Consider the following 22,152-nt stretch of genomic DNA (forward strand, 5'->3'; position numbering starts at 1 on the left):
TCTACCGCAAACCCTCCCCAAGGGTTCCGGCATCAGCCAGTATCGCCTAGGGCGCCTGGGGCGTGGGGCATTTCCAGCCCGAATCGTCGAACACGGTCACAACTTCCTGGGCTTTGCGCAGGTTCTGGGCGGCGAGGCTGTTGTCCTGGCGCCGGCCCGGCACCGTGAGTCCGCCCAGGTCGGTCAAGGTTTCGAACAGCATCGCGGTGGATACCAGGCGCTCGCGGTAGCCGCGCAGGTTGCGCAGGTACTCGGGATGTCCGGCCGCATAACGCGGGGACGCCCAGAACAGCGACGCCACCGAATGGCTCTGCCGGCTCGACTGCCCGTGTCCGCTGTATTGGCGGCAATCGTCGAACAAGGCCTCGCCGTGGTCGGAGGAGTAGAACAGCCACGACTCCACGTCCGGGTGCCGTTCCAGCGACGCGATCGCCTGGTTCAAGAAGTGATCGGTAAACAGGATGGAATTGTCATACGCGTTGGACAGCACTTCGCGATCGCCGGGGTCGAACAGGCGCGCGGGCCGGTCGCGCGGGCGATCGGGCAAATAGCGGGCGAACTCGGGCGGATAGCGGTTGGAATACTGGAAATGGCTGCCGAGGGTGTGGATGACCACGAAGCGGTCTTGTCCCTGCGGGGCGCGCAGGATCTTTTCCAGTTCCGGGATCGCGGCCGTGTCCGGCTTGCCGTGGCTGGTGTAGTCGACCGGATTGAGGAACAGGACCTGGTCCGCCTCGTAGGCATGGATCGAGATCGGCGACTCGAAGAAGCCGACCGGCGCCTGCAGGGAAATCCAGGTGGTGTGGAAGCCGGCTTCCTTGAAGGCGGTGACGATCGAGGCCTCGTCGAACACGGCCGAGGTGTTGCTTGGCGGCTTCCTGCTGACGATGGTCGGAACCGCCTGGCGGCTGTAGCTCCACGGCGACAGCATGTGCCTGAAGGCGATCAGGTCGTGGCGCGCGCCGAGCTGCGGGGTAGTGTCGCGCGCGTAGCCGTTGAGGCCCCAGCGGTCGGCGCGCGAGGTCTCGCCGATCACCAGCACGAACACCCGCGGATGGTCCGACTTCGCGCCGGTAGCGCCGAAGCGGAATCGCTGATTGCGTTCGTAGGCGACCTTCAGGGCGTGTCTTTCGCGGAAGTAATCGGTCACGACGAACGGCAGCCCCGCGGGGAAGGCGCCGCGCAAGGCCAGGGCCTGTCCGTAGATCTGCGGAGGAAAGATGGCGTCGTCGCCCTCGGCGTCCGCCGCCGGGGTGCTTACGAAGGCCAGGGCGGTGAGTGCGGCCGAGCCGGCGAGGCTGTAGACGAGGATACGGCGGCGTCGCCGCAGCGGCGTTGCCGGCGCTGCGCCCGGCCATACCGCCAGTGTCAGCGCGGCGACCGCGGCCCAGCCTGCGATCAGGCCGGACGGCAAGGATCCGAGCAAGTCGCGTGCTTCGGCGGTATTGGTTTCGGCGATCAGCGACAGGCTGTTGGCGTTGATCGGCCAGCCGTAGTCGGCGATGAAGCGGATTTCCAGCAAGGCGATGGCGCTCGCTCCGGCCAGCAGCAGCAAGGCCGCGCGCGGGAAGCGCTCCAGCAAGGCGTAGAGCACCAGCAAGCTGAGCGCGCTGGCGCCGATCACCGTGACGCGTTCGCCGGCGTTCAACGCGATGTTGGAGTACAGCAGCAAGGTGATTGCGGGGGCGAGGCAGGCCAGGAACAGCAGGCCCAGCGCGACATCGCGCAGCCGCCCATAAAAAAGCCCCGCCATGCGGCGGGGCTTCGGGTGTTGCACCAACGCTAAACGCATCGATCAGACGATGGAAGGATTAGGTGGCCTTCGGACGGCACGAGGACGGCAGCTGCGAGACCTTGTCGCCGCCGGTGCCCTTGCAAGCCCAGTCGATCGCGGTCTTGTCGGTGTTGGCCTTCGGGGTCAGGGTGAACACGATCGGGGTGGTCGCGCCGGTGCCCTTGGTGGTCACGGTGATCACGCCTTCGTCGCCGATGGCGATGGTCTCGATGTACTTGGTGCTGTCCTTGGTGAAGGAGTACGAGACGTCGGCGGTCTTGATCTTGTCGACCCCCCCATTGTCGTTGGCGGCTTCGGCGACGGCCAGCTTGGCGGCGGCGGCGACGTTCAGGCCTTCGGTGGCCTTGGTGCGGACCTGGTAGTCCTGGTAGGCCGGCAGAGCGATGGCGATCAGGATGCCGAGGATCGCGATGACGATCATCAGTTCGATGAGGGTAAAGCCTTGCTGCTTCTTCATGGTGTATCCCCTAGGAGTGTGGTTGCTTTCACGTGCCAGAGCGCTTCAGCTTTCGGTCCATCGAAGGTGCCTGGCGATCTGTCCGTGCACGGAATGACTACGCACAACCCGTGCCAAGTGGGGCTTACGATGGCACCTGCTCCTAAACTGCTAGGGCAGTCACGCATCGGGGCATGGCTTGGCCGGCCGAGGTGACGCTTTAGGTCAGTAAGGCAGGGGCGACGGTGACCAAAAGCGTCAGGTTGGATGAGGTGCCCGGGAAAACGTGATTCGGATCGAAATTCGTTCCTGCGCTGTTGGCACAGGTGCCGTGGCCCGGATTGCAGCGGCATGGCGGGCGAACAGGGCTGGAGGATCGGCGCGCGGCAGTCGGCCGGGCGATCGTGCTTGCTGGTCCAGGTGTCGGCGTCGAGAGACGGCGGTAGCGGCCAGGGGCTGCACTGACCGGGGCGACGGGCAGGTCGATGCCCCCGGGGCATCGCGTTGCTGCGGGCGGCTCGAGGCCCATGGCCGTCGAGTCGAGACGACGCCGTCGCCTCGTCCGCTTAACGATCTCTCGTGCAATGCGCTAGAGGTCCGTGCAGGTATCCGTTGGAATGCGCCAGCTGCCCGTAACCGGGTGGATATCGTGCGCGCGCTCGGTCGGTGAGAGCGCTTAACAGGCGGCTGCGCCCGGTTGGCCCGGCCAATGAGTGGCGGCCTGGCGCGGCCTGCGATTGCCTCGCGGGGGGAAGCGCGAGCGAGGTCAGTGGCGACTACGTTCGTTGGCGCGGGGCCGGCGGATCTGCACGGCTGCGCAGGCACTTCGGCCGGAAACGAAAATGCCGGCCACGGGGGCCGGCATTTTCGTGTCGATCGCGGACGCCGTTTGCGGCGTCCCTAATCGAGCGAAGGCGGGATTGGGTGAAGAGTCCCGTGGCTCCTCAGCCCCTGCATTCGGCCGGCAGCTGCGACTTCTTGGCGCCGTTGGTCTCGGTGCAGGCCCAGTCGATGCGGCCCTTGTCGGCCGTCGGCACCAGCTTGAACTTGGCGATGGGATTGCCGCCGGAGAGGGCGGTGGCCTCGGTAACGATGACTCCGTTCGTGGCTTCGATCTTGACGCTGGCGCAGTACTTGCTGGCGACGAATTCGTACCCGGTGTTGGTGGCGTCGACCTTGTCCAGGCCGCCGCGGTCCTGGGCGGTTTCGGTCACGGCCAGCTTGGCGGCGGCGGCGACGTTCAGGCACTCGGCGTTCTTGGTGCGGACGCTGTAGTCCTGGTAAGCCGGCAGGGCGATGGCGATTAGGATGCCGAGGATCGCGATGACGATCATCAGCTCGATCAGGGTGAAGCCGTGTTGCTTGGTCATGTGTATCCCCTAAGTGGTGTCGGACGTTGCGGGCGCCGGCAGGTACAGCAACCGCGGGTATCCGGCGGTCGTGCGAGTTGCGGGTGCGTAGGGGATTACGCAGGCTCCGTGCCAATTCGAAATTGTGTGTAATTGCTGTGTGTAAATTGGACTTCGATTGGCGCACTTCATGCGTCTCTTGCCGAGGCAAGGAATTGCGGCATTCGATGCGAAAGCGCCCCTGTGTTTTCGGGTGCGCTCGAAGCGAGATATTGGTCGCCATAAGCACGCACTGAAGGCACCCTCAGTGGAGTGCATCTGGTGCCTGCTGCCGTGCATTGGCTCGATCGACTGGCCGGGCGGCGCTCGCTCCGTGCCTGGTCGTCGATGCTTCGTCGGCGCCGGTCCGCGCCGGCCGGGCGCGCGCAGGGGCGTAACCGCTGCGCCCGGCAAAGTCGGTGCGGCCGATCCGCCGCGTCCAGTTGCGAGGTGCCGGCAGCTTCACGCCACGCTCGGCGGCGCGGCTTCGGGACTGGCCAAAGAAAAACGCCGACCCTCGCGGATCGGCGTCTTGTCGTGGCTTCGGGCCGAGCCGGCGGCCATCGCCGGCGCGCCGCGGCTCAGTCGATCCCGAGTTTCTTGAGCTTGTAGCGCAGCGCCCGGAAGGTGATGCCCAGCGCCGCCGCGGTGCGGGTCTTGTTGTAGCGGTTCTCCTGCAGCGCCTGTTGGATCGCGGCGCGTTCGATCTCTTCGATGTAGGACGGCAGGGCGCTGGTGGCGGTGTCGCGCGGGTTCAGCGTGCGCGGATCGACCGCGCCCGGCGGCACGGCCTGGCCGGCGGGCGGCGGTGCGGCGCCGGCGACGCTGCCCGGCGGGGCCTGGGTGGCCAGGCGCGGCAGGCGCAGGTCGCCGGCGCTGAGCACTTCGCCTTCGGCCAGGGCCAGGGCGCGTTCGAGGATGTTCTCCAGTTCGCGCACGTTGCCGGGGAAGTTGTAGGCGCGCAGCGCTTCGAGCGCGTCGTCGCCCAGCCGCGGCACCGGCCGGCCCTGGTTGCCGGCCAGGCGGTGCAGGATCTTCGCGGCCAGGCCGGGCAGGTCGTCCAGGCGCTCGCGCAGCGGCGGCACGCGCAGTTCGATCACGTTGATGCGGTAGTACAGGTCCTGGCGGAAGCGGCCTTCGGCGACCAGCGCGGCCAGGTCCTTGTGGGTGGCCGAGAGGATGCGCACGTCCACCGTCACCTCGGCCTGGGCGCCGACCGGGCGGATCGATTTTTCCTGGATCGCGCGCAGCAGCTTGACCTGCATCGCCAGCGGCAGCTCGGCGACTTCGTCGAGGAACAAGGTGCCGCCGTCGGCGGCCTGGAACAGGCCGGGCTTGTCGGCGTGGGCGCCGGTGAAGCTGCCCTTCTTGTGGCCGAAGAACTCGCTTTCCATCAGCTCGGCCGGGATCGCGCCGCAGTTGACCGGCACGAACGGCCCGTCGGCGCGGCCGCCCTCGGAATGGATGGTGCGCGCGACCAGTTCCTTGCCCACGCCCGATTCGCCGGCGATGTACACCGGCGCCTGGCTGCGCGCGACCTTGCCGATGGTCTGGCGCAGCTTGATCATCGCCGGCGATTCGCCGTACAGGCGCGAACCGACCGCCTCGCTGGCGGTGCGGCGGGTCTCGTGCAGCTCCAGCGCGTGGCGGACCAGGTCGCGCAGCACCGACAGGTCGACCGGCTTGGCGACGAAGTCGAACGCGCCGGCCTTGAGCGCTTCCACCGCGGCTTCGACGTTGCCGAAGGCGGTGATCATCGCCACCGGCGTGTTGGGATGCTTCTGGCTGATCTCGGCGACCAGGTCCATGCCCGAGCCGTCGGGCAGGCGCATGTCGGTCAGGCACAGATCGTAACGATTGCGCAGCAGCTGGCTGCGGGCCTCGTTGAGGCCCGACGCGGTATCGCAACGCAGGCCCATGCGGCCCAACGTCATGACGAGCAACTCGCGGATATCGCGTTCGTCGTCGACTACCAATGCACTACGGGTTTCAGCCATTACGCCCTCCACCGCCCACGATAACTTAACGAACCTGTCGCGGCCAAGACGCTTGTGGCACGTTTTCTGCTTGCCGTGCGCGCAGTCACATTGTTCGCTCAGGCCGACGCGAGCGCGCTGGCGCCGGCCAGGCGGATGCGGAAACAGCCGCCGCCGCCGGGCACCGGCACGTAGTCGAGCGAGGCCTGGTTGGCGCGGCACAGCTCGCGCGCGATGTACAGGCCCAGGCCGGTGCCGTGCGCGGAGGTGGTGAAGAACGGCCGGAACAGGCGTTCGGCGACCGAGTCGGGAATGCCGGGGCCGCGGTCGAGCACGTCGATCGCCGGCAGCCCGACTTCGTCGAAGTACACGTGCACGCTGACCCGCGCCGGTTCGCCGGGCTGGCGGCCGTAGGTCAGCGCGTTGTGCACCAGCACGGTCAGCGCCTGGTGCAGCTGGCGCGGATCGACCAGCGCCGGCGCCTGCGCGTGCGCGCCGGTGGCGCGCACGGTGTCCTGCTCGATCGGGTGGATGGCGCGGTATTCGTCGACGAACTGGCGCACGAAGCCCATCAGCTCGACGTGTTCGGGCTTGGCCGGCTCGCGCCTCGCCATGCCGAGCACGTTCTCGACGATGCCGTTCATGCGCGAGCCCTGCTGGCGGATGATCTCGAGCAGGCGCCGGTCGGACACGGCGATGTCGCGCGACTCCTCCAGCAGCTGCACGGCGTAGTTGATCGCCGCCAGCGGGTTGCGGATCTCGTGGGCGAGGCTGGCCGAGAAGCGGCCCAGCGCGGCCAGGGTGATCGATTCGGCGCGGCGCGAGACCAGCGAGGTGTCGTCGAGGAAGATCAGGGTCTGGTCGCTGCCGGCGAGCAAGCGGGTGAAGCGCGGCACCACTTCCGGCAGGTCCGGCGCCAGCCGCAGCGGGCTTTCGTCCGGGCGGCCCTCGACCCGCCAGCGGCCGAGCCGGCGCGACAGTTCCGGCGAGGCGATCGCCAGCACCCGATGGCCGTGCTGGCCGCCGTTGTGCTCGCCGTTGTCGCCCAGCAGCAGCATCGCCGCCTCGTTGGCCAGGCGCAGCCGGCCTTCGCCGTCGACCAGCAGCACCCCGGTGCGCATGCGCCGGATGATGAGTTCGTTGATCTCGGCGTAGTTGGCGGCCTCGGCGCCGCGGCGCTCGGCCAGTTCCTGGCTCTGGCGCATCTGCCGACCCAGGGTGTTGGTCAGCAGCGCGATCGACAGGTAGCCCAGGGCGAACATCACCGGCTCGGCGACGGTGCGGCCGAGCGCCTCGTTGCCCAGTTCGGTCCACAGCCATTCGCCGACCAGCCCCAGGCAGGCGGCGATCGCCGCGCCGATGCCGAAGCGGGTCGGCAGCAGCAGCGCGGCGGCGCCGACGTTGAACATCAGCATCAGGGCGATGCCGGTGCCGGCGCCGGGCAGGGCGTGGATCGAGAGGATGCCGAAGAACAGGTCGCAGGCGATGCCGGCGAAGACCTGCGCGCGCAGGTCGCCGCGGCGGCCGAACACGAACAGCAGGCTGGCGATGAACAGATAGGACAGCGACAGCGAGCGGGCGAACAGGTCGTGGCGCGGCGCCCCGATCAGGTTCTCGACCGGGCCGAACAGGAACAGCACCAGCAGCGCCGCCTCGAGCAGGCGGTAGAGGGTGAAGAAATACAGTTCGCGGCGCAGCGCGGAGTCGGCATCGGCCGGAGTGACGGGGGCGAGACCTGACGGCAAGCGGGTTTCCCTGCGCGGGCGGAGTATCGATCAGTATAGGGCGGCTGGCTGGCGCGGTCGCCGCGCCGCGCGGCCGCCTTGGACGCAGACGGGCGCAGGCCTTGCGCTGCCGGTGTGCCGGCCTTGCCGGATCTGGCCACAGGTCCGGTGACGGTCCGCGCCGGCCCGGGGCGGGGCCGTTCGCAGCCGCCGGCAAGACCCGCCCGGGCCCGCCGCGGCCCGGTACGCGGGCTTCCGCCGGTCGGCCCGGCCGCGCGGGGTTTTGCTCGCCCCGCCGCGATCGGCGACAATGCGGCCCCCTCGCGCCCGCTCCGGCCCCCGGCCGTGCGTCCGCGCGGGACGTCTTTCACTCCCCTCGGTGACGCATGAATTTCCACGAATATCAGGCAAAGCAGCTGTTTGCCGACTACGGCATCGCAGTGCCGGCCGGGCGCGTTGCGCGCACTCCCGAAGAGGCCGTCGCGGCGGCCAAGGCCATCCCGGGCGACCTGTGGGTGGTCAAGGCCCAGATCCACGCGGGCGGCCGCGGCAAGGCCGGCGGCGTCAAGCTGGCCAAGAACTTCGACGAAGTGAAGCAGTACGCCCAGGCCATGCTGGGCACCAAGATGGAGACCTACCAGTCGGCCGGCGTCGCCCTGCCGATCGATACGGTGCTGATTTCCGAAGGCACCGACATCGCCAAGGAGCTGTACCTGTCGGTCCTGGTCGACCGCTCGACCAAGTCGGTCACCTTCATCGCCTCGGCCGAAGGCGGCGTGGAGATCGAGAAGGTCGCCGAGGAGACCCCGGAGGCGATCAAGACCATCCACGTCAACTACGTGCAGGGCCTGCAGGCCTACCAGTGCCGCGAGCTCGCCTTCGATCTGGGCCTCAACGCCAAGCAGGCCGGCCAGCTGACCAAGATCATGCTGGGCCTGTACAAGCTGTTCAACGAGAAGGACCTGGCGCTGGTCGAGCTGAACCCGCTGGCGATCCTCACCAACGGCGACCTCGCCGTGCTCGACGGCAAGGTCAACAGCGACGACAACGCGACCTTCCGCCACAAGGATCTCGCCGACATGCGCGATATCCGCCAGGAAGACGAGACCGAGGTCAAGGCCAGCCAGCACGACCTCAACTACGTCACCATGGACGGCAACATCGGCTGCATGGTCAACGGCGCCGGCCTGGCGATGGCGACCATGGACGTCATCCAGCTGGAAGGCGGCTCGCCGGCCAACTTCCTCGACGTCGGCGGCGGCGCCACCAAGGAGCGCGTGACTGAGGCGTTCAAGCTGATCCTCAGCTCGGACAAGGTCAAGGCGATCTTCGTCAACATCTTCGGCGGCATCGTCCGCTGCGACATGATCGCCGAGGGCATCATCGCCGCGGTCAAGGAAGTCGACGTCAAGGTGCCGGTGATCGTGCGCCTGGAAGGCACCAACGTGGAAGCCGGCAAGGAACTGCTGAAGAATTCGGGTCTGGCCATTACCCCGGCCGACAACATCAACGATGGCGCGAAGAAGGCGGTTGCCGCCGTCGCTGGCAAGTAAGGGGCCGATGACATGTCCGTTTTGATCAACAAGAACACCAAGGTGATCGTGCAGGGCTTCACCGGCTCGCAGGGCACCTTCCACGCCGAACAGATGCTCGAGTACGGCACCAAGGTCGTCGGCGGCGTGACCCCGGGCAAGGGCAGCACCCAGCACCTGGGGCTGCCGGTGTTCAACACCGTGCGCGACGCGGTCAACGAGACCGGCGCCGACGCGTCGGTGATCTACGTGCCGCCGCCGTTCGCGGCCGACGCGATCCTGGAAGCGGCCGACGCCGGCATCAAGGTCATCGTGTGCATCACCGAAGGCATCCCGGTGCTGGACATGCTGCGGGTCAAGAACACCCTCAACGGCTTTGAGGACGTGGTCCTGGTCGGTCCGAACTGCCCCGGCGTGATCACCCCGGGCGAGTGCAAGATCGGCATCATGCCGGGCCACATCCACAAGCCGGGCGTGATCGGCATCGTCTCGCGTTCGGGCACGCTGACCTATGAAGCGGTCAAGCAGACCACCGACGTGGGCCTGGGCCAGTCGACCTGCATCGGCATCGGCGGCGACCCGATCAACGGCACCAACTTCATCGACGCGCTGAAGTGGTTCCAGGACGACCCGCAGACCGAAGGCATCATCATGGTCGGCGAGATCGGCGGTTCGGCCGAGGAAGAAGCGGCCGAGTTCATCGCCCAGTACGTGACCAAGCCGGTGGTCGGCTTCATCGCCGGCGCCTCGGCGCCGAAGGGCAAGCGCATGGGCCATGCCGGTGCGATCGCTTCGGGCGGTTCGGGCACGGCCGAAGGCAAGTTCGCGGCGATGGAGAAGGCCGGCGTCACCACGGTCAAGTCGCCGGGCGACCTGGGCGCGGCGATCGCCAAGCGTTTGGGCAAGTAAGCAGTCGGGTCGGTCGGATTCGTCCGGTTGGATCTGTGGAAAAGCCGCCTTCGGGCGGCTTTTTCGTTGTTGGGCGGCCCTCACCCCAACCCTTCTCCCGCAAGCGGGAGAGGGGCTCGAATGCACGGGAGGGCAGCGAAATTCCTACGTCTCGACGCGGCAAGGCCCCTCTCCCGCTTGCGGGAGAGGGGTTGGGGTGAGGGCCGCCCAGCAGCGAGATACTGCCCTCCCGCCAAACCGAGGAGCGCAAGGATGCGCCCACGCCAAAAGCGCCAGTTCGCCCGCCGCCTGCGCCGGACCATGACCGACGCCGAGCGCCGCCTGTGGTTCCACCTGCGCGACCGCAGGCTGCTGGGCTTCAAGTTCCGCCGCCAGGTGCCCATCGGCTCCTACGTTGCCGACTTTGCCTGCATGCAGCGCCGCCTGATCGTCGAAGTCGACGACGGCCAGCACGGCGCCTGCCTCGCCGACGCCGTCCGCAGCATGGCCCTACAGGCCGAGGGCTACCGCGTCCTCAGATTCTGGAACAATGACGTCCTGCTGCAGACCCAAGCCGTCCTCGAACAGATCCTGGCCGCGCTCGACGGCCACCCCCGCGACCGACTTTCTCGAATCCCGCACCCATGACCCAGCCCCTGCGCATCGCCCTGGCCCAGTTCGATTTCCCCGTCGGCGCGGTCGACGCCAACGCCGAGCGCATCGCCGCGCTGATCGCCCAGGCCCGCGACGAGCACGGCGCCGACGTGGTGCTGCTCCCGGAACTGGCGATCAGCGGCTATCCGCCCGAAGACCTGCTGCTGCGCCCGGGTTTCCTCGCCGACTGCCAGGCCGCGCTGGAGCGCGTGGCGGCGACGACGCACGGCATCGTCGCCGTGGTCGGCTGGCCGCAGGCGGCCGGGGCGGTGGTCTACAACGCCGCCAGCGTGCTGCGCGGCGGTCGTATCGAGGCGACCTACCGCAAGCGCGAGCTGCCCAACTACGCGGTGTTCGACGAGCGCCGCTACTTCGACGTCGATCCCGACGGCGAAGCGGTGGTGTTCGAAGCCAAGGGCGTGCAGGTCGGCGTGGTGATCTGCGAGGACCTGTGGTTCGCCGAGCCGCTGGCGGCGACCGCGCGCGCCGGCGCCAGCCTGGTGCTGGTGCCCAACGCCTCGCCGTTCGAGCGCGACAAGCACGCCCAGCGCGACGCGCTGCTGGACCTGCGCGCGCGCGAGACCGGCGTGGCCCTGGCCTATCTCAACGTGGTCGGCGGCCAGGACGCGCTGGTGTTCGACGGCGCCTCGGTGCTGGCCGACGGCGACGGCACGGTGCACCCGGCCGCGGCCGCGTTCGAGGACCATTGGCTGGTCGCCGACTACGACGACGCCAACCGCCGCTTCACCCCGGTGTCGTGGCCGGTCGAGCACGAGGAAAGCCGCGACGCGCTGGCCTGGCGCGCGGTGGTGCGCGGCACCCGCGACTACTGCCGCAAGAACGGCTTCGAACAGGTCTGGCTGGGCCTGTCGGGCGGCATCGATTCCTCGCTGGTGATGGCCATCGCGGTCGATGCGCTGGGGCCGGAGAACGTCGTCGCCGTACGCATGCCCTCGCGCTACACCGCCGACCTGTCCAACGACCTGGCCGCCGAGCAGTGCGCGCGCCAGGGCGTGCGGCTGCTGGCGCTGCCGATCGAGGCGCCGTTCCAGGGCTTCCTCGACACCCTGGCCGAGGCCTTCGCCGGCAAGCCGGTGGACGTGACCGAGGAGAACCTGCAGTCGCGCACCCGCGGCGCGCTGATGATGGCGATGAGCAACAAGTTCGGCGGCCTGCTGCTGACCACCGGCAACAAGAGCGAGTACGCGGTCGGCTACGCCACCATCTACGGCGACATGTGCGGCGGCTACGCGCCGATCAAGGACCTGTACAAGACCGAGGTGTTCGCGTTGGCGCGCTGGCGCAACGCGGTCGCCGGCTCGCCGGTGATCCCGTGGGCGGTGATCGACCGGCCGCCGTCGGCGGAGCTGCGCGAGAACCAGAAGGACCAGGATTCGCTGCCGCCCTACGACGTGCTCGACGCGATCCTGCTGCGCTACGTCGACCAGGAGCAGTCGCGCGAGGAGATCGTCGCCGCCGGGTTCGAGGCCGCGACCGTCGACCGGGTGCTGCGGCTGGTGCGGATCAGCGAGTGGAAGCGGCACCAGGCCGCGCCGGGGCCGAAGGTGTCGCGGCGCGCGTTCGGGCGCGAGCGGCGGTATCCGATCACCAACCGCTACTCCGGTTGAGGTTGTTGGCGCGTTTCTCCCTGTAGGAGCGGCGCGAGCCGCGACAACGCAACCACGACGCAGCGCCACGACGCGCGGCGTCGCTGCCGGTTGAGGCTTCGTGGGGGGCGATTCGCTTTTCGGTGCAGGCGCTACAGGCGCGGTGTCGCGGTCGCGGCTTGCGCCGCTCCTACAGGTGGCTTCGGCCGCATTCTTGCGGTCTGGAACGAAAAACGCCGCCCGAGGGCGGCGTTTTTCGTTGGCGAGGGCGGTAAGGCTTATTCGCCCTTGCCCGCCTTCTCGGCGCGCTTGGCTTCGAGCTTGTCGCGGTTGTCCACCGCCGAGCGCTCGCCCGCGAACGGGTTGAGCTTGCGCAGGTTGCTCGGGTAGTCCGGCCAGTCGCCGGTCAGCGCCGGGTGGTTGGCGTCGTTCTGTTGCAGCACGCGCTTGGCGTCGGCGGCCAGGCCCGCGTTGCCCAGGCCCTCGTAGGACTTCATCAGCACCGCCACCGCGTCGTACTGGTAGCCGCTCTGGGGGTAGGTTTCCAGCAAGAACTTGGCGCGGTCGGCCGCGGCCACGTAGGCGGTGCGGCGCAGGTAGTACAGCGAGACGTCCAGCTCGTGGCGGGCGAAGGTGTCGCGCAGCACGATCATGCGCTTGCGCGCGTCCTGCGCGTAGCGGCTGTTCGGGTAGCGCTCGACCACGATCTGGAAGTCGTTGTACGCCTGCATCGGCGTGGCCAGGTCGCGGCGGCTCACGTCCAGGCGCCAGACTTTCTGCAGGAACACGGTGTCGCGGCTGGAATTGACCAGGCCGCGCAGGTAGTACAGGTAGGCGATGTTGCGGTGGGTCGGGTAGGTGCGGATGAAGCGGTCGATGCTGCTGATCGCGTCGTCGTGCTTGCCCGACTTGTACTGGGCGTAGGCCGTCTCGATCAGGGCCTGCTCGGTGTAGGGGCCGTACGGGTACTGGGCGACCAGGCGCTTGAAGCTCAGCTCGGCCGAGGCCCAGTTGCCGTTGGTCATCGACTTGTGGGCCTTCTCGTAGATGGCCTCGACCGGCTGGCCCTCGTCGGCGTCCTTGTTCTTCTTGAACATCTTGCCGACCCGCGAGCAGCCAGTGCCGGCCACGGCGACGATCAGCAGCAGGGACACTACGCGCAGCAGGGCGCGGGACGGGGTGGAACGTTCGGTCATGGCAGGCATCGACAGGCGCCGGAGGCACGAAGAGCCGATAATAGCAGTCCGCGGGTCCGAGCCCTTAACCGGACCCGTCTTCCCTCACTAGCCCCCGAAGCCCGCGATGACCGACTCCCGCCAGACCCTGACCGCGACCGTGCCCGACGCCGCCGCCGGCCGCCGCTTCGACGCGGTCCTGGCCGAACTGTTCCCCGATTACTCGCGCTCGCGCCTGGCCGCCTGGATCAAATCCGGCGACGCCCGCCTGAACGGCCGCGAGGTGCGCCCGCGCGACCCGGTCCAGGGCGGCGAGGCGGTCGAATTGAACGTGGTCCTGGACACCCAGACCCACGCCGTGGCCGAGGACATCGCCCTGGACGTGCTGTACGAGGACGCCGAGGTGATCGTGCTCGACAAGCCCGCCGGCCTGGTCGTGCACCCCGGCGCCGGCAACCCCGCCGGCACCCTGGTCAACGCCCTGCTGCACCACGACCCGTCGCTGGCCGCGCTGCCGCGCGCCGGCATCGTCCACCGCCTGGACAAGGACACCTCCGGGGTCATGGTGGTGGCGCGGACCCTGCCGGCGCACACCTCGCTGGTCGAGCAACTGTCCGCGCGCGAGGTCCACCGCCAGTACCTGGCGGTGGTGGTCGGCGCGCTGGTCTCCGGCGGCACCGCCAACGCCGCGATCGACCGCCACCCGCGCGACCGCCTGCGCATGGCGGTGCGCGAGGACGGCCGCGAGGCGGTCACCCACTTCCGCCTGCGCGAGCGCTTCCGCGCCCACACCCTGCTGGAATGCCGTCTGGAAACCGGGCGCACCCACCAGATCCGCGTGCACATGCAGCACCTCAAGCACCCCATCGTCGGCGACCCGCTGTACGGCGGCCCGCTCAAGCTGCCCAAGGGCGCGAGCGATTCGCTGGTGGAGACCCTGCGCGGCTTCAAGCGCCAGGCGCTGCACGCCGAAACCCTGGAATTCGTCCATCCGGCCAGCGGCGAACCGGTGCGCTGCACCGCGCCGGTGCCGGCCGACCTGCTGAACCTGGTCGCCGAACTGCGCGAGGATTCGCGCGCCGCCGCCGAGGCCGGGCGGTGACGGCAGGCGCCGACGCCGCGAAACCCTGGATCGACGCCGGCTGGCCGGCGCCGCCGGGCGTGCGCGGCTTCGCCAGCGTGCGCCGCGGCCTGGGCGTGTCGCAGGCGCCGTTCGACGCGTTCAACCTCGGCACGCTGCACGGCGAGCAGCGCGACGACCCGGCCGCGGTGCTGCGCAACCGCGCGCTGCTGGCGCAGGCCGCCGGGTTGCCGTCGGCGCCGCGCTGGCTGCGCCAGGTACACGGCGCCGGCGTGGTCCGCTTCGACGGCGCGCCCGGCAGCGACGAGCCGGGCGGCGAACCCGAGGCCGATGCCGCGGTGACCTCCACGCCGGGCACGGTGCTGGCGATCCTCACCGCCGACTGCCTGCCGGTGCTGCTGGCGGCGCACGACGGCAGCGAAGTCGGCGCCGCCCACGCCGGCTGGCGCGGGCTGGCCGACGGCGTGCTCGAAGCCACGGTCGCGGCGATGCGCAGCGAGCCCGCGCGCCTGCGCGCCTGGCTCGGCCCGGCCGCGGGGCCGCAGCGCTACGAGATCGGCGCGGACGTGCGCGACGCCTTCCTCGCCGTCGATGCCGCCGCCGCAAGCGCATTCGTCGCGACCCGGCCGGGGCATTGGTTGGTCGACCTGTACGCGCTGGCGCGGCAACGGCTGGCGCGCGCCGGCCTGCGCGCCGACCATGTCCACGGCGGCGGCTTGTGCACGATTTCCGAACCCGACCGCTTCTTTTCCCACCGCCGCGACCGCCGCACCGGCCGCATGGCGACTCTTGTCTGGATGCAAACACCATGACGTACCCCAAGGCCCAACGGACGGTCCTGTCGCTGTCGCTCGCCCTCGCCGCGACCTTCGGCGCCGCGCCCTTGCAGGCGCGCGCCGACGACGGTTGCGGCGGGCGTTCCTACGATCTGCTCCTGGCCGCCTATCCCGGCGCGGACAGCGTGACCGGCGACGAGGGCGAGTTCCTGCGCACCGCGGGGTCGCCCACGCGCTGGATCAAGCTCGACGACGTCGCCTGCAAGGTGTGGCCGGCCGCGCCCGGCAAGACCCTGCTGGCGGTGCGGCTGCGCCACGACGAGGCCAGCGGCGAGGTCGACACCGCCGACCTGGACGTGCTGGTGGCCGATTCGGCCAGGCCGCGCATCCTGCAGCGCTACCGCCAGCCCGAGCCGCTGGTCTCCGATGCGATGCGCATCTCCTCGGTGACCCTGGACACCGCGCGCTATCGCCTCAACGAGGCCGTCACCGCGTTCGGCGTGCGCGTGGCCTACAGCGGCTCGTCGCGGGTCAACCCGTACGCGAGCACGGTGCTGAGCCTGTACGCCGGCGACGGCGGCACGCTGCGGCCGGTACTGCGCAACCTGGAGATGTCGCTGGACCGCGGCGAATGGGACGGCAACTGCGCCGGCGAATTCGAGAACGCCAAGCGCACCGTCGCCATCGACGCCAAGCGCGACCACGGCTACGCCGGCCTGCTGGTCAACAGCGCCGAACAAAGCAGCCGCGCCGTCGCCGACGGCAAGGATTGCGACGAAAAGGCCGTGGCCAAGAACAAGAGCAGCGTGCGCCTGGCCTTCGACGGCCGCGAGTACGTCGTGCCCCAATCCCTGCGCGGGCTGTGATGGAGGCCGGCGCAGCCAACGCCGCCCGCGACGCCGCCCGCCTGGGCGCGCGCGAAGGCCTGTATCCGCGCGCGCTCGGCGTGCGGTTCGTGTTGTTGCCGCGCACGCTGCGGCAGGTGCACGGGCGCAGCGGACGCCAGTCGTATCGCGGCGAGGCCGAGATCGAACGCGGCCACGGCCTGTGGTCGCGGTTGTTCTCGCGCATCGTCGGGCTTCCCAAGGCGTACGCCGGGCCGGTCGAAGTCGAGATCCAGGCCGGGCCGCACGGCGAAACCTGGATCCGGCGGTTCGGCAAATCGACCCTGCGCTCGCGCCTGGCCGGGCGCGACGGACTGGTGCTGGAACGGCTCGGGCCGATGCGCTTCGCGTTCGCACTGGAACCGGTCGGCGAGGCGCCCGAGGCGGCGCTGGCGCGCACGGTGTCGGCGCACACGGGCGATTCGATCACGGTCTCGTCCGCGGGGGTGTCGGCGGCGGCGATGGGCGCGCCCACCAGCTACGGCGCCGAGCACGGCGAAGCCGAGGACGAGCGCCACGATCCGGGCCTGTCCTGGCGGCTGATGCGCGTGCGCGCGCTGGGCCTGCCGTTGCCGCGCGGCTGGTTCGCCGGCGTGCGTGCGCGCGAGTTCGAACGCGAGGGGCGTTATCACTTCGACGTGCAGGCGCAGCTGCCGGCGGTGGGATTGCTGGTGCGCTATCGCGGGTGGCTCGACGTCGGCGAGTGAGCGGGTGCGGGGGCGGTTCGTCCCACCCCGTCGTCCCCTTACAAACCCGGTCATTTCGGCGAACGCCGGAATCCATGTTGCTTTCGCTTCCGCATGGCCTCTTCGTCGGTTTCGCCGCAAGACAAGATCGAAACGGATTCCGGCGTTCGCCGGAACGACGGTTTGGGGCAAGGGTTGCGGGCGGGCCGGGGCTTCGGGCGGGTCCGGGCTAGGCTGCGGGCGACGGCGCGGCCGTCCGGCGCGCGCAGGCATGAGCCGATAACCCGATCGCCCCTCGCGGATCGCCCCAATCGCGCCGATTGCCGGCACACTCGTCGCTGCGAACGGATCGCAGGCCCGAGCGTCATGGAAGCGTCCCCTCCCGCGTTGCGAGTACCGTCCATGAGCGTTGCTGCCTTTCCCGATGTTTCCCGCCGCCGTCGCGCGGTGCCGGCGCCGGCCGCGATGAGCCAGGGGCGCGGCCGATGAACGCCGAGTCCAGGCAGGCGCGACGCTCGTGGCTGGTGCCCGGCGACCTCAACGGCTTCTTCGGCCTGGTCGTCGACAACCTGTCGATCCTGGGCTTCATCGCCGCGGCGCTGATCGGCATCTTCGGTTTCCCGGCCGAGGTCATCTACACCCGCATGTTCCCCGGCACCGCGTTCGGGGTGCTGGTCGGCAATCTGATCTACACCGCGATGGCGCGCCGGCTGGCCGCGCGCAGCGGCCGCGTCGACGTCACCGCGATGCCGCTCGGCCTGGACGCGCCGACCAGCATCGGCATGGCCCTGCTGGTGCTCGGCCCGGCCTTCGTCGGCTTCAAGCAGGCCGGCCTGGACGAGGCCGCCGCGGCCGACGCCACCTGGAAGCTCGGCATGGCCTCGCTGATCGTGATGGGGCTGCTCAAATTCGTGTTGTCCTTCGCCGGCGACGCGGTCACGCGGATGATCCCGCGCGCCGGCCTGCTCGGCTCGATCGCCGGCACCGCGCTGGTGCTGATGGGCTTTTTGCCGCTGATCGAAACGCTGCGTTCGCCGCTGGTCGGCTTCATGACCCTCGGCCTGTTGCTGTACGTGCTGGTGGCCAAGGGCCGGCTGCCGGTGAAGCTGCCGGGCGTGTTCGTCGCGTTCGTGTTCGGCACCGCGCTGTTCTACGGCTTCGGCGCGCTCGGCCTGGGCGCGCCGGGCTTCCATTGGCCGACTCCGCAGCCGCTGCAGCTGGTGTTGCCGCTGCCGACGCTGGGCTTCATCGAAGGCCTGCCGCACACCGTGCCGTTCCTGCCGCTGCTGCTGCCGTTCGGCCTGCTGATGATCGTCGGCGGCATCAACGTCAGCGAAAGCGCGCGCGCGGCCGGCGACGATTACCGCACCCGCGATATTCTGCTGGCCGAGGCGTTCTCGACCCTGGTCGCCGGTTTCGTCGGCGGCGTCGCCCAGACCACGCCCTACATCGGCCAGCCTGCGTACAAGCACATGGGCGCGCGCAGCGGCTACACCCTGCTGACCGGCTTGTTCATCGGCCTGGGCGGCATCTTCGGCATCGTCTCGGGGCTGGTGCAGTGGCTGCCGCTGGCGGTGCTGGCGCCGATCATCGTCTACGTCGCGCTCGACATCACCACCCAGGCGTTCCAGGCGACGCCGGGCAAGCACGCCACCGCGATGGTGTTCGGCTTCCTGCCGCCGATCGCCTACATGCTGTCGATCAAGACCGGCAACCCGGCCTGGATCGACCCGGCCCGCCACGCCGAACTGGCCGGCGCGCTCGACGGCCACGGCCTGCCGGAGCTGGCGGTGATCGTGACCCTGGGCAACGGCTTCATCATGACCTCGATGATCTGGACCTCGGCGGTGGCGGCGATGGTCGACGGCCGCCTGCGCCGCGCCGCGGCGTTCCTGCTCGGCGGCGCCGCGCTGGCGCTGTTCGGGATCATCCACTCGGTCGATCCGCGCGGCGGCGTGTACCTGCCGTGGGCGCTGGAGGGGCTGCAGAAGGTCATCGCCTGGCAGTTCATCGGCGCCTACCTGGGGCTGGCGGCCTTGCTGATCCTGCTGTCCCTGCAGCGCGATCCGGTCGCGCCGCCGGCGCAGGCTTGAGAGCGGCCGCGCGCGGCCCCAGATTTTGTCTTCCCTCGCACCGACCCACGCCATGTCCCTGCAGAACGAACTCAACGCCGTGCCCGGCGTGACCGCCCAGCCCGAGGCCGCGACCCGCGACTTCGTGTTCAACCACACCATGCTGCGGATCAAGGACCCGAAGGCCTCGCTGGATTTCTACACCCGCGTGCTCGGCTTCACCTTGGTGCGCAAGCGCGATTTCGCGGACGCGCAGTTCAGCCTGTACTTCCTGGTGCTGGTGAACGACCCGGCGCAGATTCCCGCCGAGGAGCCGGCGCGCGGGCAGTGGCTGCTGAGCCAGCGCGGCGTGCTCGAACTCACCCACAACCACGGCACCGAGAACGACGCCGGTTTCGCCTACCACCACGGCAACAGCGACCCGCGCGGCTTCGGCCACATCTGCGTGTCGGTGCCGGACGTGGAAGCGGCCTGCGCGCGCTTCGAGCAGCTCGGCGTGGCGTTCCAGAAGCGCCTCACCGACGGGCGGATGAAGGACATCGCCTTCATCAAGGACCCGGACGGCTACTGGGTCGAGATCCTGCAGCCGACCTCGCGGGTCTGAGCCGCGCCGGCCCGGCGGTCCATCGCCGCCGGGCCGGCGCGAAAATCGATCCCCCGCGCCGCGCGAGCGGCCGGGGGATTCGCGTGTCTGCGGCCGGGTTCCCGGGGCTGAATCGCGGGTCTGCGCGCCTTGAAACACCCGCCAAAGCCCGCATTAACAGGTCATTCGCGGCCCGCTTGGCAGACTCGCGCGGCAGCCGCCACCTACCTTTCGGAGAACCCTCCATGCGGATGGACAAGCTGACCTCGCGCTTCCAGCAGGCCTTGCAGGACGCGCAATCGCTGGCGGTCGGGCGCGACCACAGCGTGATCGAACCGGCGCACCTGCTGACCGCCTTGCTCGACCAGAGCGGCGGCAGCACCCGGCCGTTGCTGGCCCAGTCCGGCGTCAACGTGCCGCTGCTGCGCGAGCGCCTGGGCGAGGCGCTGGAAAAGCTGCCCAAGGTCAGCGGCCAGGCCGGCAACGTGTCGCTGGGCAACGACCTGGCGCGGCTGCTCAACGTCACCGACAAGCTGGCGCAGCAGCGCAACGACGCCTTCATCGCCAGCGAACTGTTCCTGCTCGCCGCGCTCGAGGACGGCGGCGATGTCGGCCGCGCGCTCAAGGCGGCCGGCGCGACCAAGGCCAAACTCGAAACGTCCATCGACAAGCTGCGCGGAGGCGAGAGCGTGCAATCGGAAAACGCCGAGGACCAGCGCCAGGCGCTGGAAAAATACTGCATCGACCTGACCGCGCGCGCCGAGAACGGCAAGCTCGATCCGGTGGTCGGCCGCGACGAGGAGATCCGCCGCACCATCCAGGTGCTGCAGCGCCGGACCAAGAACAACCCGGTGCTGATCGGCGAGCCCGGCGTCGGCAAGACCGCGATCGTCGAAGGCCTGGCCCAGCGCATCGTCAACAACGAGGTGCCCGAAGGCCTGCGCGGCAAGCGCGTGCTCTCGCTCGACATGGGCGCGCTGATCGCCGGCGCCAAGTTCCGCGGCGAGTTCGAAGAGCGGCTCAAGGCCGTGCTCAACGACCTGTCCAAGAACGAAGGCCAGGTGATCTTGTTCATCGACGAACTGCACACCATGGTCGGCGCCGGCAAGGCCGAGGGCGCGATGGATGCGGGCAACATGCTCAAGCCCGCGCTGGCGCGCGGCGAGCTGCACTGCATCGGCGCGACCACGCTCGACGAATACCGCAAGTACGTGGAGAAGGACGCCGCGCTGGAGCGCCGCTTCCAGAAGGTGTTCGTCGGCGAGCCGACGGTCGAGGACACCATCGCGATCCTGCGCGGGCTCAAGGAACGCTACGCCGTGCACCACGGCGTGGAGATCACCGACCCGGCGATCGTCGCCGCGGCGACCCTGTCGCACCGCTACATCGCCGACCGCCAGCTGCCCGACAAGGCCATCGACTTGATGGACGAGGCGGCCTCGCGCATCCGCATGGAGATCGACTCCAAGCCCGAGGAGCTCGACCGCAAGGAGCGCCGGCTGATCCAGCTCAAGATCCAGCGCGAGGCGCTGAAGAAGGAGAAGGACGCCGAATCCAAGCAGCGCCTGGCCGACCTGGAAGCCGAGATCGCCACGCTCGAACGCGACTTCAACGACCTGGAAGAGGTGTGGAAGGCCGAGAAGGCCACCTTGCAGGGCGCGACCAAGATCAAAGAGCAGATCGAGCAGGCCAAGCTCGACCTGGAAGCGGCGCAGCGCACGCAGGATTTCGGCCGCATGAGCGAAATCCAGTACGGCCGGCTGCCCGAACTCGAAAAGCAGCTCAAGGCCGCGCAGGAGGCCGAGACCCAGGGCTTCAAGCTGCTGCAGGACAAGGTCACCGCCGAGGAGATCGCCGAGGTCGTCGCGCGCTGGACCGGCATCCCGGTGGCGAAGATGCTCGAAGGCGAACGCGACAAGCTGCTGAAGATGGAGCAGGCCCTGCACGCGCGCGTGGTCGGCCAGGACGAAGCGGTGCGGGTGGTGTCCGACGCGGTGCGGCGTTCGCGCGCCGGCCTGTCCGATCCCAACCGCCCCAGCGGTTCGTTCCTGTTCCTCGGCCCGACCGGCGTGGGCAAGACCGAGCTGTGCAAGGCGCTGGCCGAGTTCCTGTTCGACTCTTCCGACGCGATGATCCGCATCGACATGAGCGAGTTCATGGAGAAGCACTCGGTCAGCCGCCTGGTCGGCGCGCCTCCGGGCTATGTCGGCTATGAGGAAGGCGGCTACCTGACCGAAGCGGTGCGGCGCCGTCCCTACAGCGTGATCCTGCTCGACGAAGTCGAGAAGGCGCACCCGGACGTTTTCAACATCCTGCTGCAGGTGCTCGACGACGGCCGCCTGACCGACGGCCAGGGCCGCACCGTGGACTTCCGCAACACGGTGATCGTGATGACCTCCAACCTGGGCTCGCAGATGATCCAGGAGCTCAGCAGCGACAACACGCCGGAGGCCTACACCCAGATGAAGGCGGCGGTGATGGGCGTGGTCCAGACCCACTTCCGCCCGGAGTTCATCAACCGGCTCGACGACATCGTGGTGTTCCACCCGCTGGAGAAGAGCCAGATCCGCGAGATCGCCAAGATCCAGCTGCACGGCCTGGAGAAGCGGCTGGCCGAGCGCGGCCTGAAGCTGTCGCTGAGCGAGGCGGCGCTGACCCTGATCGGCAACGTCGGCTTCGACCCGGTCTACGGCGCGCGGCCGCTCAAGCGCGCGGTGCAGCAGCAGATCGAGAACCCGCTGGCGCAGAAGATCCTCAGCGGCGAGTTCGCCGGCGGCGATACGATCCAGGTCGATGCCGCGGGCGGGCACCTGGTGTTCGCCAAGGGCTGAGGTTCTTCGGTGGCGAGGTAAACGAAAACGGCCCGCGTTGCGGGCCGTTTTCGCGAGCGTTGTC

17 protein-coding genes are annotated in these 22,152 nt (G+C 69.3%); 11 read left to right on the forward strand and 6 right to left on the reverse strand.

Annotation, left to right across the window (positions count from 1 at the left end; genetic code table 11):
• Positions 1-46: 46 nt before the first annotated feature.
• The 5 genes from BLV01_RS09320 to BLV01_RS09340 form a co-directional block, all read right to left on the reverse strand.
• Positions 47-1,753, reverse strand: a complete 1,707-nt coding sequence (locus BLV01_RS09320) for a phosphoethanolamine transferase (RefSeq protein ID WP_175485838.1) — start codon at positions 1,751-1,753, stop codon at positions 47-49.
• 58 nt (positions 1,754-1,811) lie between these two features.
• Complete coding sequence (locus tag BLV01_RS09325) at positions 1,812-2,252, reverse strand: pilin (RefSeq protein ID WP_091797853.1); 441 nt, start codon at positions 2,250-2,252, stop codon at positions 1,812-1,814.
• A 923-nt stretch (positions 2,253-3,175) separates the two neighbouring features.
• Positions 3,176-3,601, reverse strand: coding sequence for a pilin (locus BLV01_RS26795; RefSeq protein ID WP_091797856.1), 426 nt, complete (start codon positions 3,599-3,601; stop codon positions 3,176-3,178).
• Positions 3,602-4,200: 599 nt separating this feature from the next.
• On the reverse strand, positions 4,201-5,616 hold the full coding sequence (locus BLV01_RS09335) for a sigma-54-dependent transcriptional regulator (protein WP_091797859.1): 1,416 nt from the start codon (positions 5,614-5,616) through the stop codon (positions 4,201-4,203).
• 98 nt (positions 5,617-5,714) lie between these two features.
• Complete coding sequence (locus BLV01_RS09340) at positions 5,715-7,340, reverse strand: sensor histidine kinase (protein ID WP_091797862.1); 1,626 nt, start codon at positions 7,338-7,340, stop codon at positions 5,715-5,717.
• Between the two features lie 365 nt (positions 7,341-7,705).
• Here BLV01_RS09340 and sucC point away from each other — a divergent pair, with 365 nt between their 5' ends.
• The 4 genes from sucC to BLV01_RS09360 all read left to right on the forward strand — a co-directional run bounded on the left by sucC (position 7,706) and on the right by BLV01_RS09360 (position 12,021).
• Positions 7,706-8,872, forward strand: coding sequence for an ADP-forming succinate--CoA ligase subunit beta (gene sucC / locus BLV01_RS09345; RefSeq protein ID WP_074862717.1), 1,167 nt, complete (start codon positions 7,706-7,708; stop codon positions 8,870-8,872).
• 12 nt (positions 8,873-8,884) lie between these two features.
• Complete coding sequence (sucD, locus tag BLV01_RS09350) at positions 8,885-9,760, forward strand: succinate--CoA ligase subunit alpha (RefSeq protein ID WP_091797864.1); 876 nt, start codon at positions 8,885-8,887, stop codon at positions 9,758-9,760.
• A 252-nt stretch (positions 9,761-10,012) separates the two neighbouring features.
• Complete coding sequence (locus BLV01_RS09355) at positions 10,013-10,387, forward strand: endonuclease domain-containing protein (RefSeq protein WP_091797867.1); 375 nt, start codon at positions 10,013-10,015, stop codon at positions 10,385-10,387.
• Positions 10,384-12,021: an NAD+ synthase gene (locus BLV01_RS09360; protein ID WP_091797870.1), complete on the forward strand. Its 1,638-nt coding sequence runs from the start codon at positions 10,384-10,386 to the stop codon at positions 12,019-12,021. Before BLV01_RS09355 ends, BLV01_RS09360 begins: the two co-directional genes overlap by 4 nt.
• Positions 12,022-12,278: 257 nt before the next feature.
• On the opposite strand, the gene BLV01_RS09365 is transcribed toward BLV01_RS09360, so the two are convergent.
• Positions 12,279-13,196: an outer membrane protein assembly factor BamD gene (locus BLV01_RS09365; protein WP_091797874.1), complete on the reverse strand. Its 918-nt coding sequence runs from the start codon at positions 13,194-13,196 to the stop codon at positions 12,279-12,281.
• A gap of 106 nt (positions 13,197-13,302) precedes the next feature.
• On the opposite strand from BLV01_RS09365, the gene rluD reads away from it, so the two are divergent.
• The 7 genes from rluD to clpB all read left to right on the forward strand — a co-directional run bounded on the left by rluD (position 13,303) and on the right by clpB (position 22,088).
• The gene (gene rluD / locus BLV01_RS09370; protein WP_091797877.1) at positions 13,303-14,277 is read left to right on the forward strand and encodes a 23S rRNA pseudouridine(1911/1915/1917) synthase RluD; all 975 of its coding nucleotides are present in this window, start codon (positions 13,303-13,305) and stop codon (positions 14,275-14,277) included.
• The gene (gene pgeF, locus BLV01_RS09375) at positions 14,274-15,068 is read left to right on the forward strand and encodes a peptidoglycan editing factor PgeF (protein ID WP_091797880.1); all 795 of its coding nucleotides are present in this window, start codon (positions 14,274-14,276) and stop codon (positions 15,066-15,068) included. Before rluD ends, pgeF begins: the two co-directional genes overlap by 4 nt.
• Positions 15,065-15,898: a PA3715 family protein gene (locus BLV01_RS26230; protein ID WP_175485839.1), complete on the forward strand. Its 834-nt coding sequence runs from the start codon at positions 15,065-15,067 to the stop codon at positions 15,896-15,898. Before pgeF ends, BLV01_RS26230 begins: the two co-directional genes overlap by 4 nt.
• Entirely contained in the window at positions 15,898-16,623 is a 726-nt protein-coding gene (locus BLV01_RS26235; RefSeq protein ID WP_175485840.1) for a DUF4166 domain-containing protein, read from the forward strand. The genes BLV01_RS26230 and BLV01_RS26235 overlap by 1 nt, the downstream gene beginning before the upstream one ends.
• Before the next feature lie 464 nt (positions 16,624-17,087).
• Positions 17,088-18,695: a SulP family inorganic anion transporter gene (locus BLV01_RS09385; RefSeq protein ID WP_091797885.1), complete on the forward strand. Its 1,608-nt coding sequence runs from the start codon at positions 17,088-17,090 to the stop codon at positions 18,693-18,695.
• 52 nt (positions 18,696-18,747) lie between these two features.
• Positions 18,748-19,278 (forward strand): lactoylglutathione lyase, encoded by a 531-nt coding sequence (gene gloA, locus BLV01_RS09390; protein WP_091797888.1) that lies wholly within the window; start codon positions 18,748-18,750, stop codon positions 19,276-19,278.
• 224 nt (positions 19,279-19,502) lie between these two features.
• Positions 19,503-22,088, forward strand: a complete 2,586-nt coding sequence (clpB, locus tag BLV01_RS09395; RefSeq protein WP_091797891.1) for an ATP-dependent chaperone ClpB — start codon at positions 19,503-19,505, stop codon at positions 22,086-22,088.
• The last annotated feature ends 64 nt before the right edge of the window (positions 22,089-22,152 follow it).

Source organism: Lysobacter sp. yr284 (assembly GCF_900107375.1).
Lineage (GTDB): Bacteria > Pseudomonadota > Gammaproteobacteria > Xanthomonadales > Xanthomonadaceae > Lysobacter.

Excerpts from the sequence above, each read along its gene's own strand:
- BLV01_RS09320 (WP_175485838.1), bottom strand. The coding sequence starts at position 1,753 with ATGGCGGGGCTTTTTTATGGGCGGCTGCGCGATGTCGCGCTGGGCCTG.
- BLV01_RS09325 (WP_091797853.1), bottom strand. The coding sequence starts at position 2,252 with ATGAAGAAGCAGCAAGGCTTTACCCTCATCGAACTGATGATCGTCATC.
- BLV01_RS26795 (WP_091797856.1), bottom strand. The coding sequence starts at position 3,601 with ATGACCAAGCAACACGGCTTCACCCTGATCGAGCTGATGATCGTCATC.
- BLV01_RS09335 (WP_091797859.1), bottom strand. The coding sequence starts at position 5,616 with ATGGCTGAAACCCGTAGTGCATTGGTAGTCGACGACGAACGCGATATC.
- sucC (WP_074862717.1), top strand. The coding sequence starts at position 7,706 with ATGAATTTCCACGAATATCAGGCAAAGCAGCTGTTTGCCGACTACGGC.
- sucD (WP_091797864.1), top strand. The coding sequence starts at position 8,885 with ATGTCCGTTTTGATCAACAAGAACACCAAGGTGATCGTGCAGGGCTTC.
- BLV01_RS09355 (WP_091797867.1), top strand. The coding sequence starts at position 10,013 with ATGCGCCCACGCCAAAAGCGCCAGTTCGCCCGCCGCCTGCGCCGGACC.
- BLV01_RS09360 (WP_091797870.1), top strand. The coding sequence starts at position 10,384 with ATGACCCAGCCCCTGCGCATCGCCCTGGCCCAGTTCGATTTCCCCGTC.
- BLV01_RS09365 (WP_091797874.1), bottom strand. The coding sequence starts at position 13,196 with ATGACCGAACGTTCCACCCCGTCCCGCGCCCTGCTGCGCGTAGTGTCC.
- rluD (WP_091797877.1), top strand. The coding sequence starts at position 13,303 with ATGACCGACTCCCGCCAGACCCTGACCGCGACCGTGCCCGACGCCGCC.
- BLV01_RS26230 (WP_175485839.1), top strand. The coding sequence starts at position 15,065 with ATGACGTACCCCAAGGCCCAACGGACGGTCCTGTCGCTGTCGCTCGCC.
- BLV01_RS26235 (WP_175485840.1), top strand. The coding sequence starts at position 15,898 with ATGGAGGCCGGCGCAGCCAACGCCGCCCGCGACGCCGCCCGCCTGGGC.
- BLV01_RS09385 (WP_091797885.1), top strand. The coding sequence starts at position 17,088 with ATGAACGCCGAGTCCAGGCAGGCGCGACGCTCGTGGCTGGTGCCCGGC.
- gloA (WP_091797888.1), top strand. The coding sequence starts at position 18,748 with ATGTCCCTGCAGAACGAACTCAACGCCGTGCCCGGCGTGACCGCCCAG.
- clpB (WP_091797891.1), top strand. The coding sequence starts at position 19,503 with ATGCGGATGGACAAGCTGACCTCGCGCTTCCAGCAGGCCTTGCAGGAC.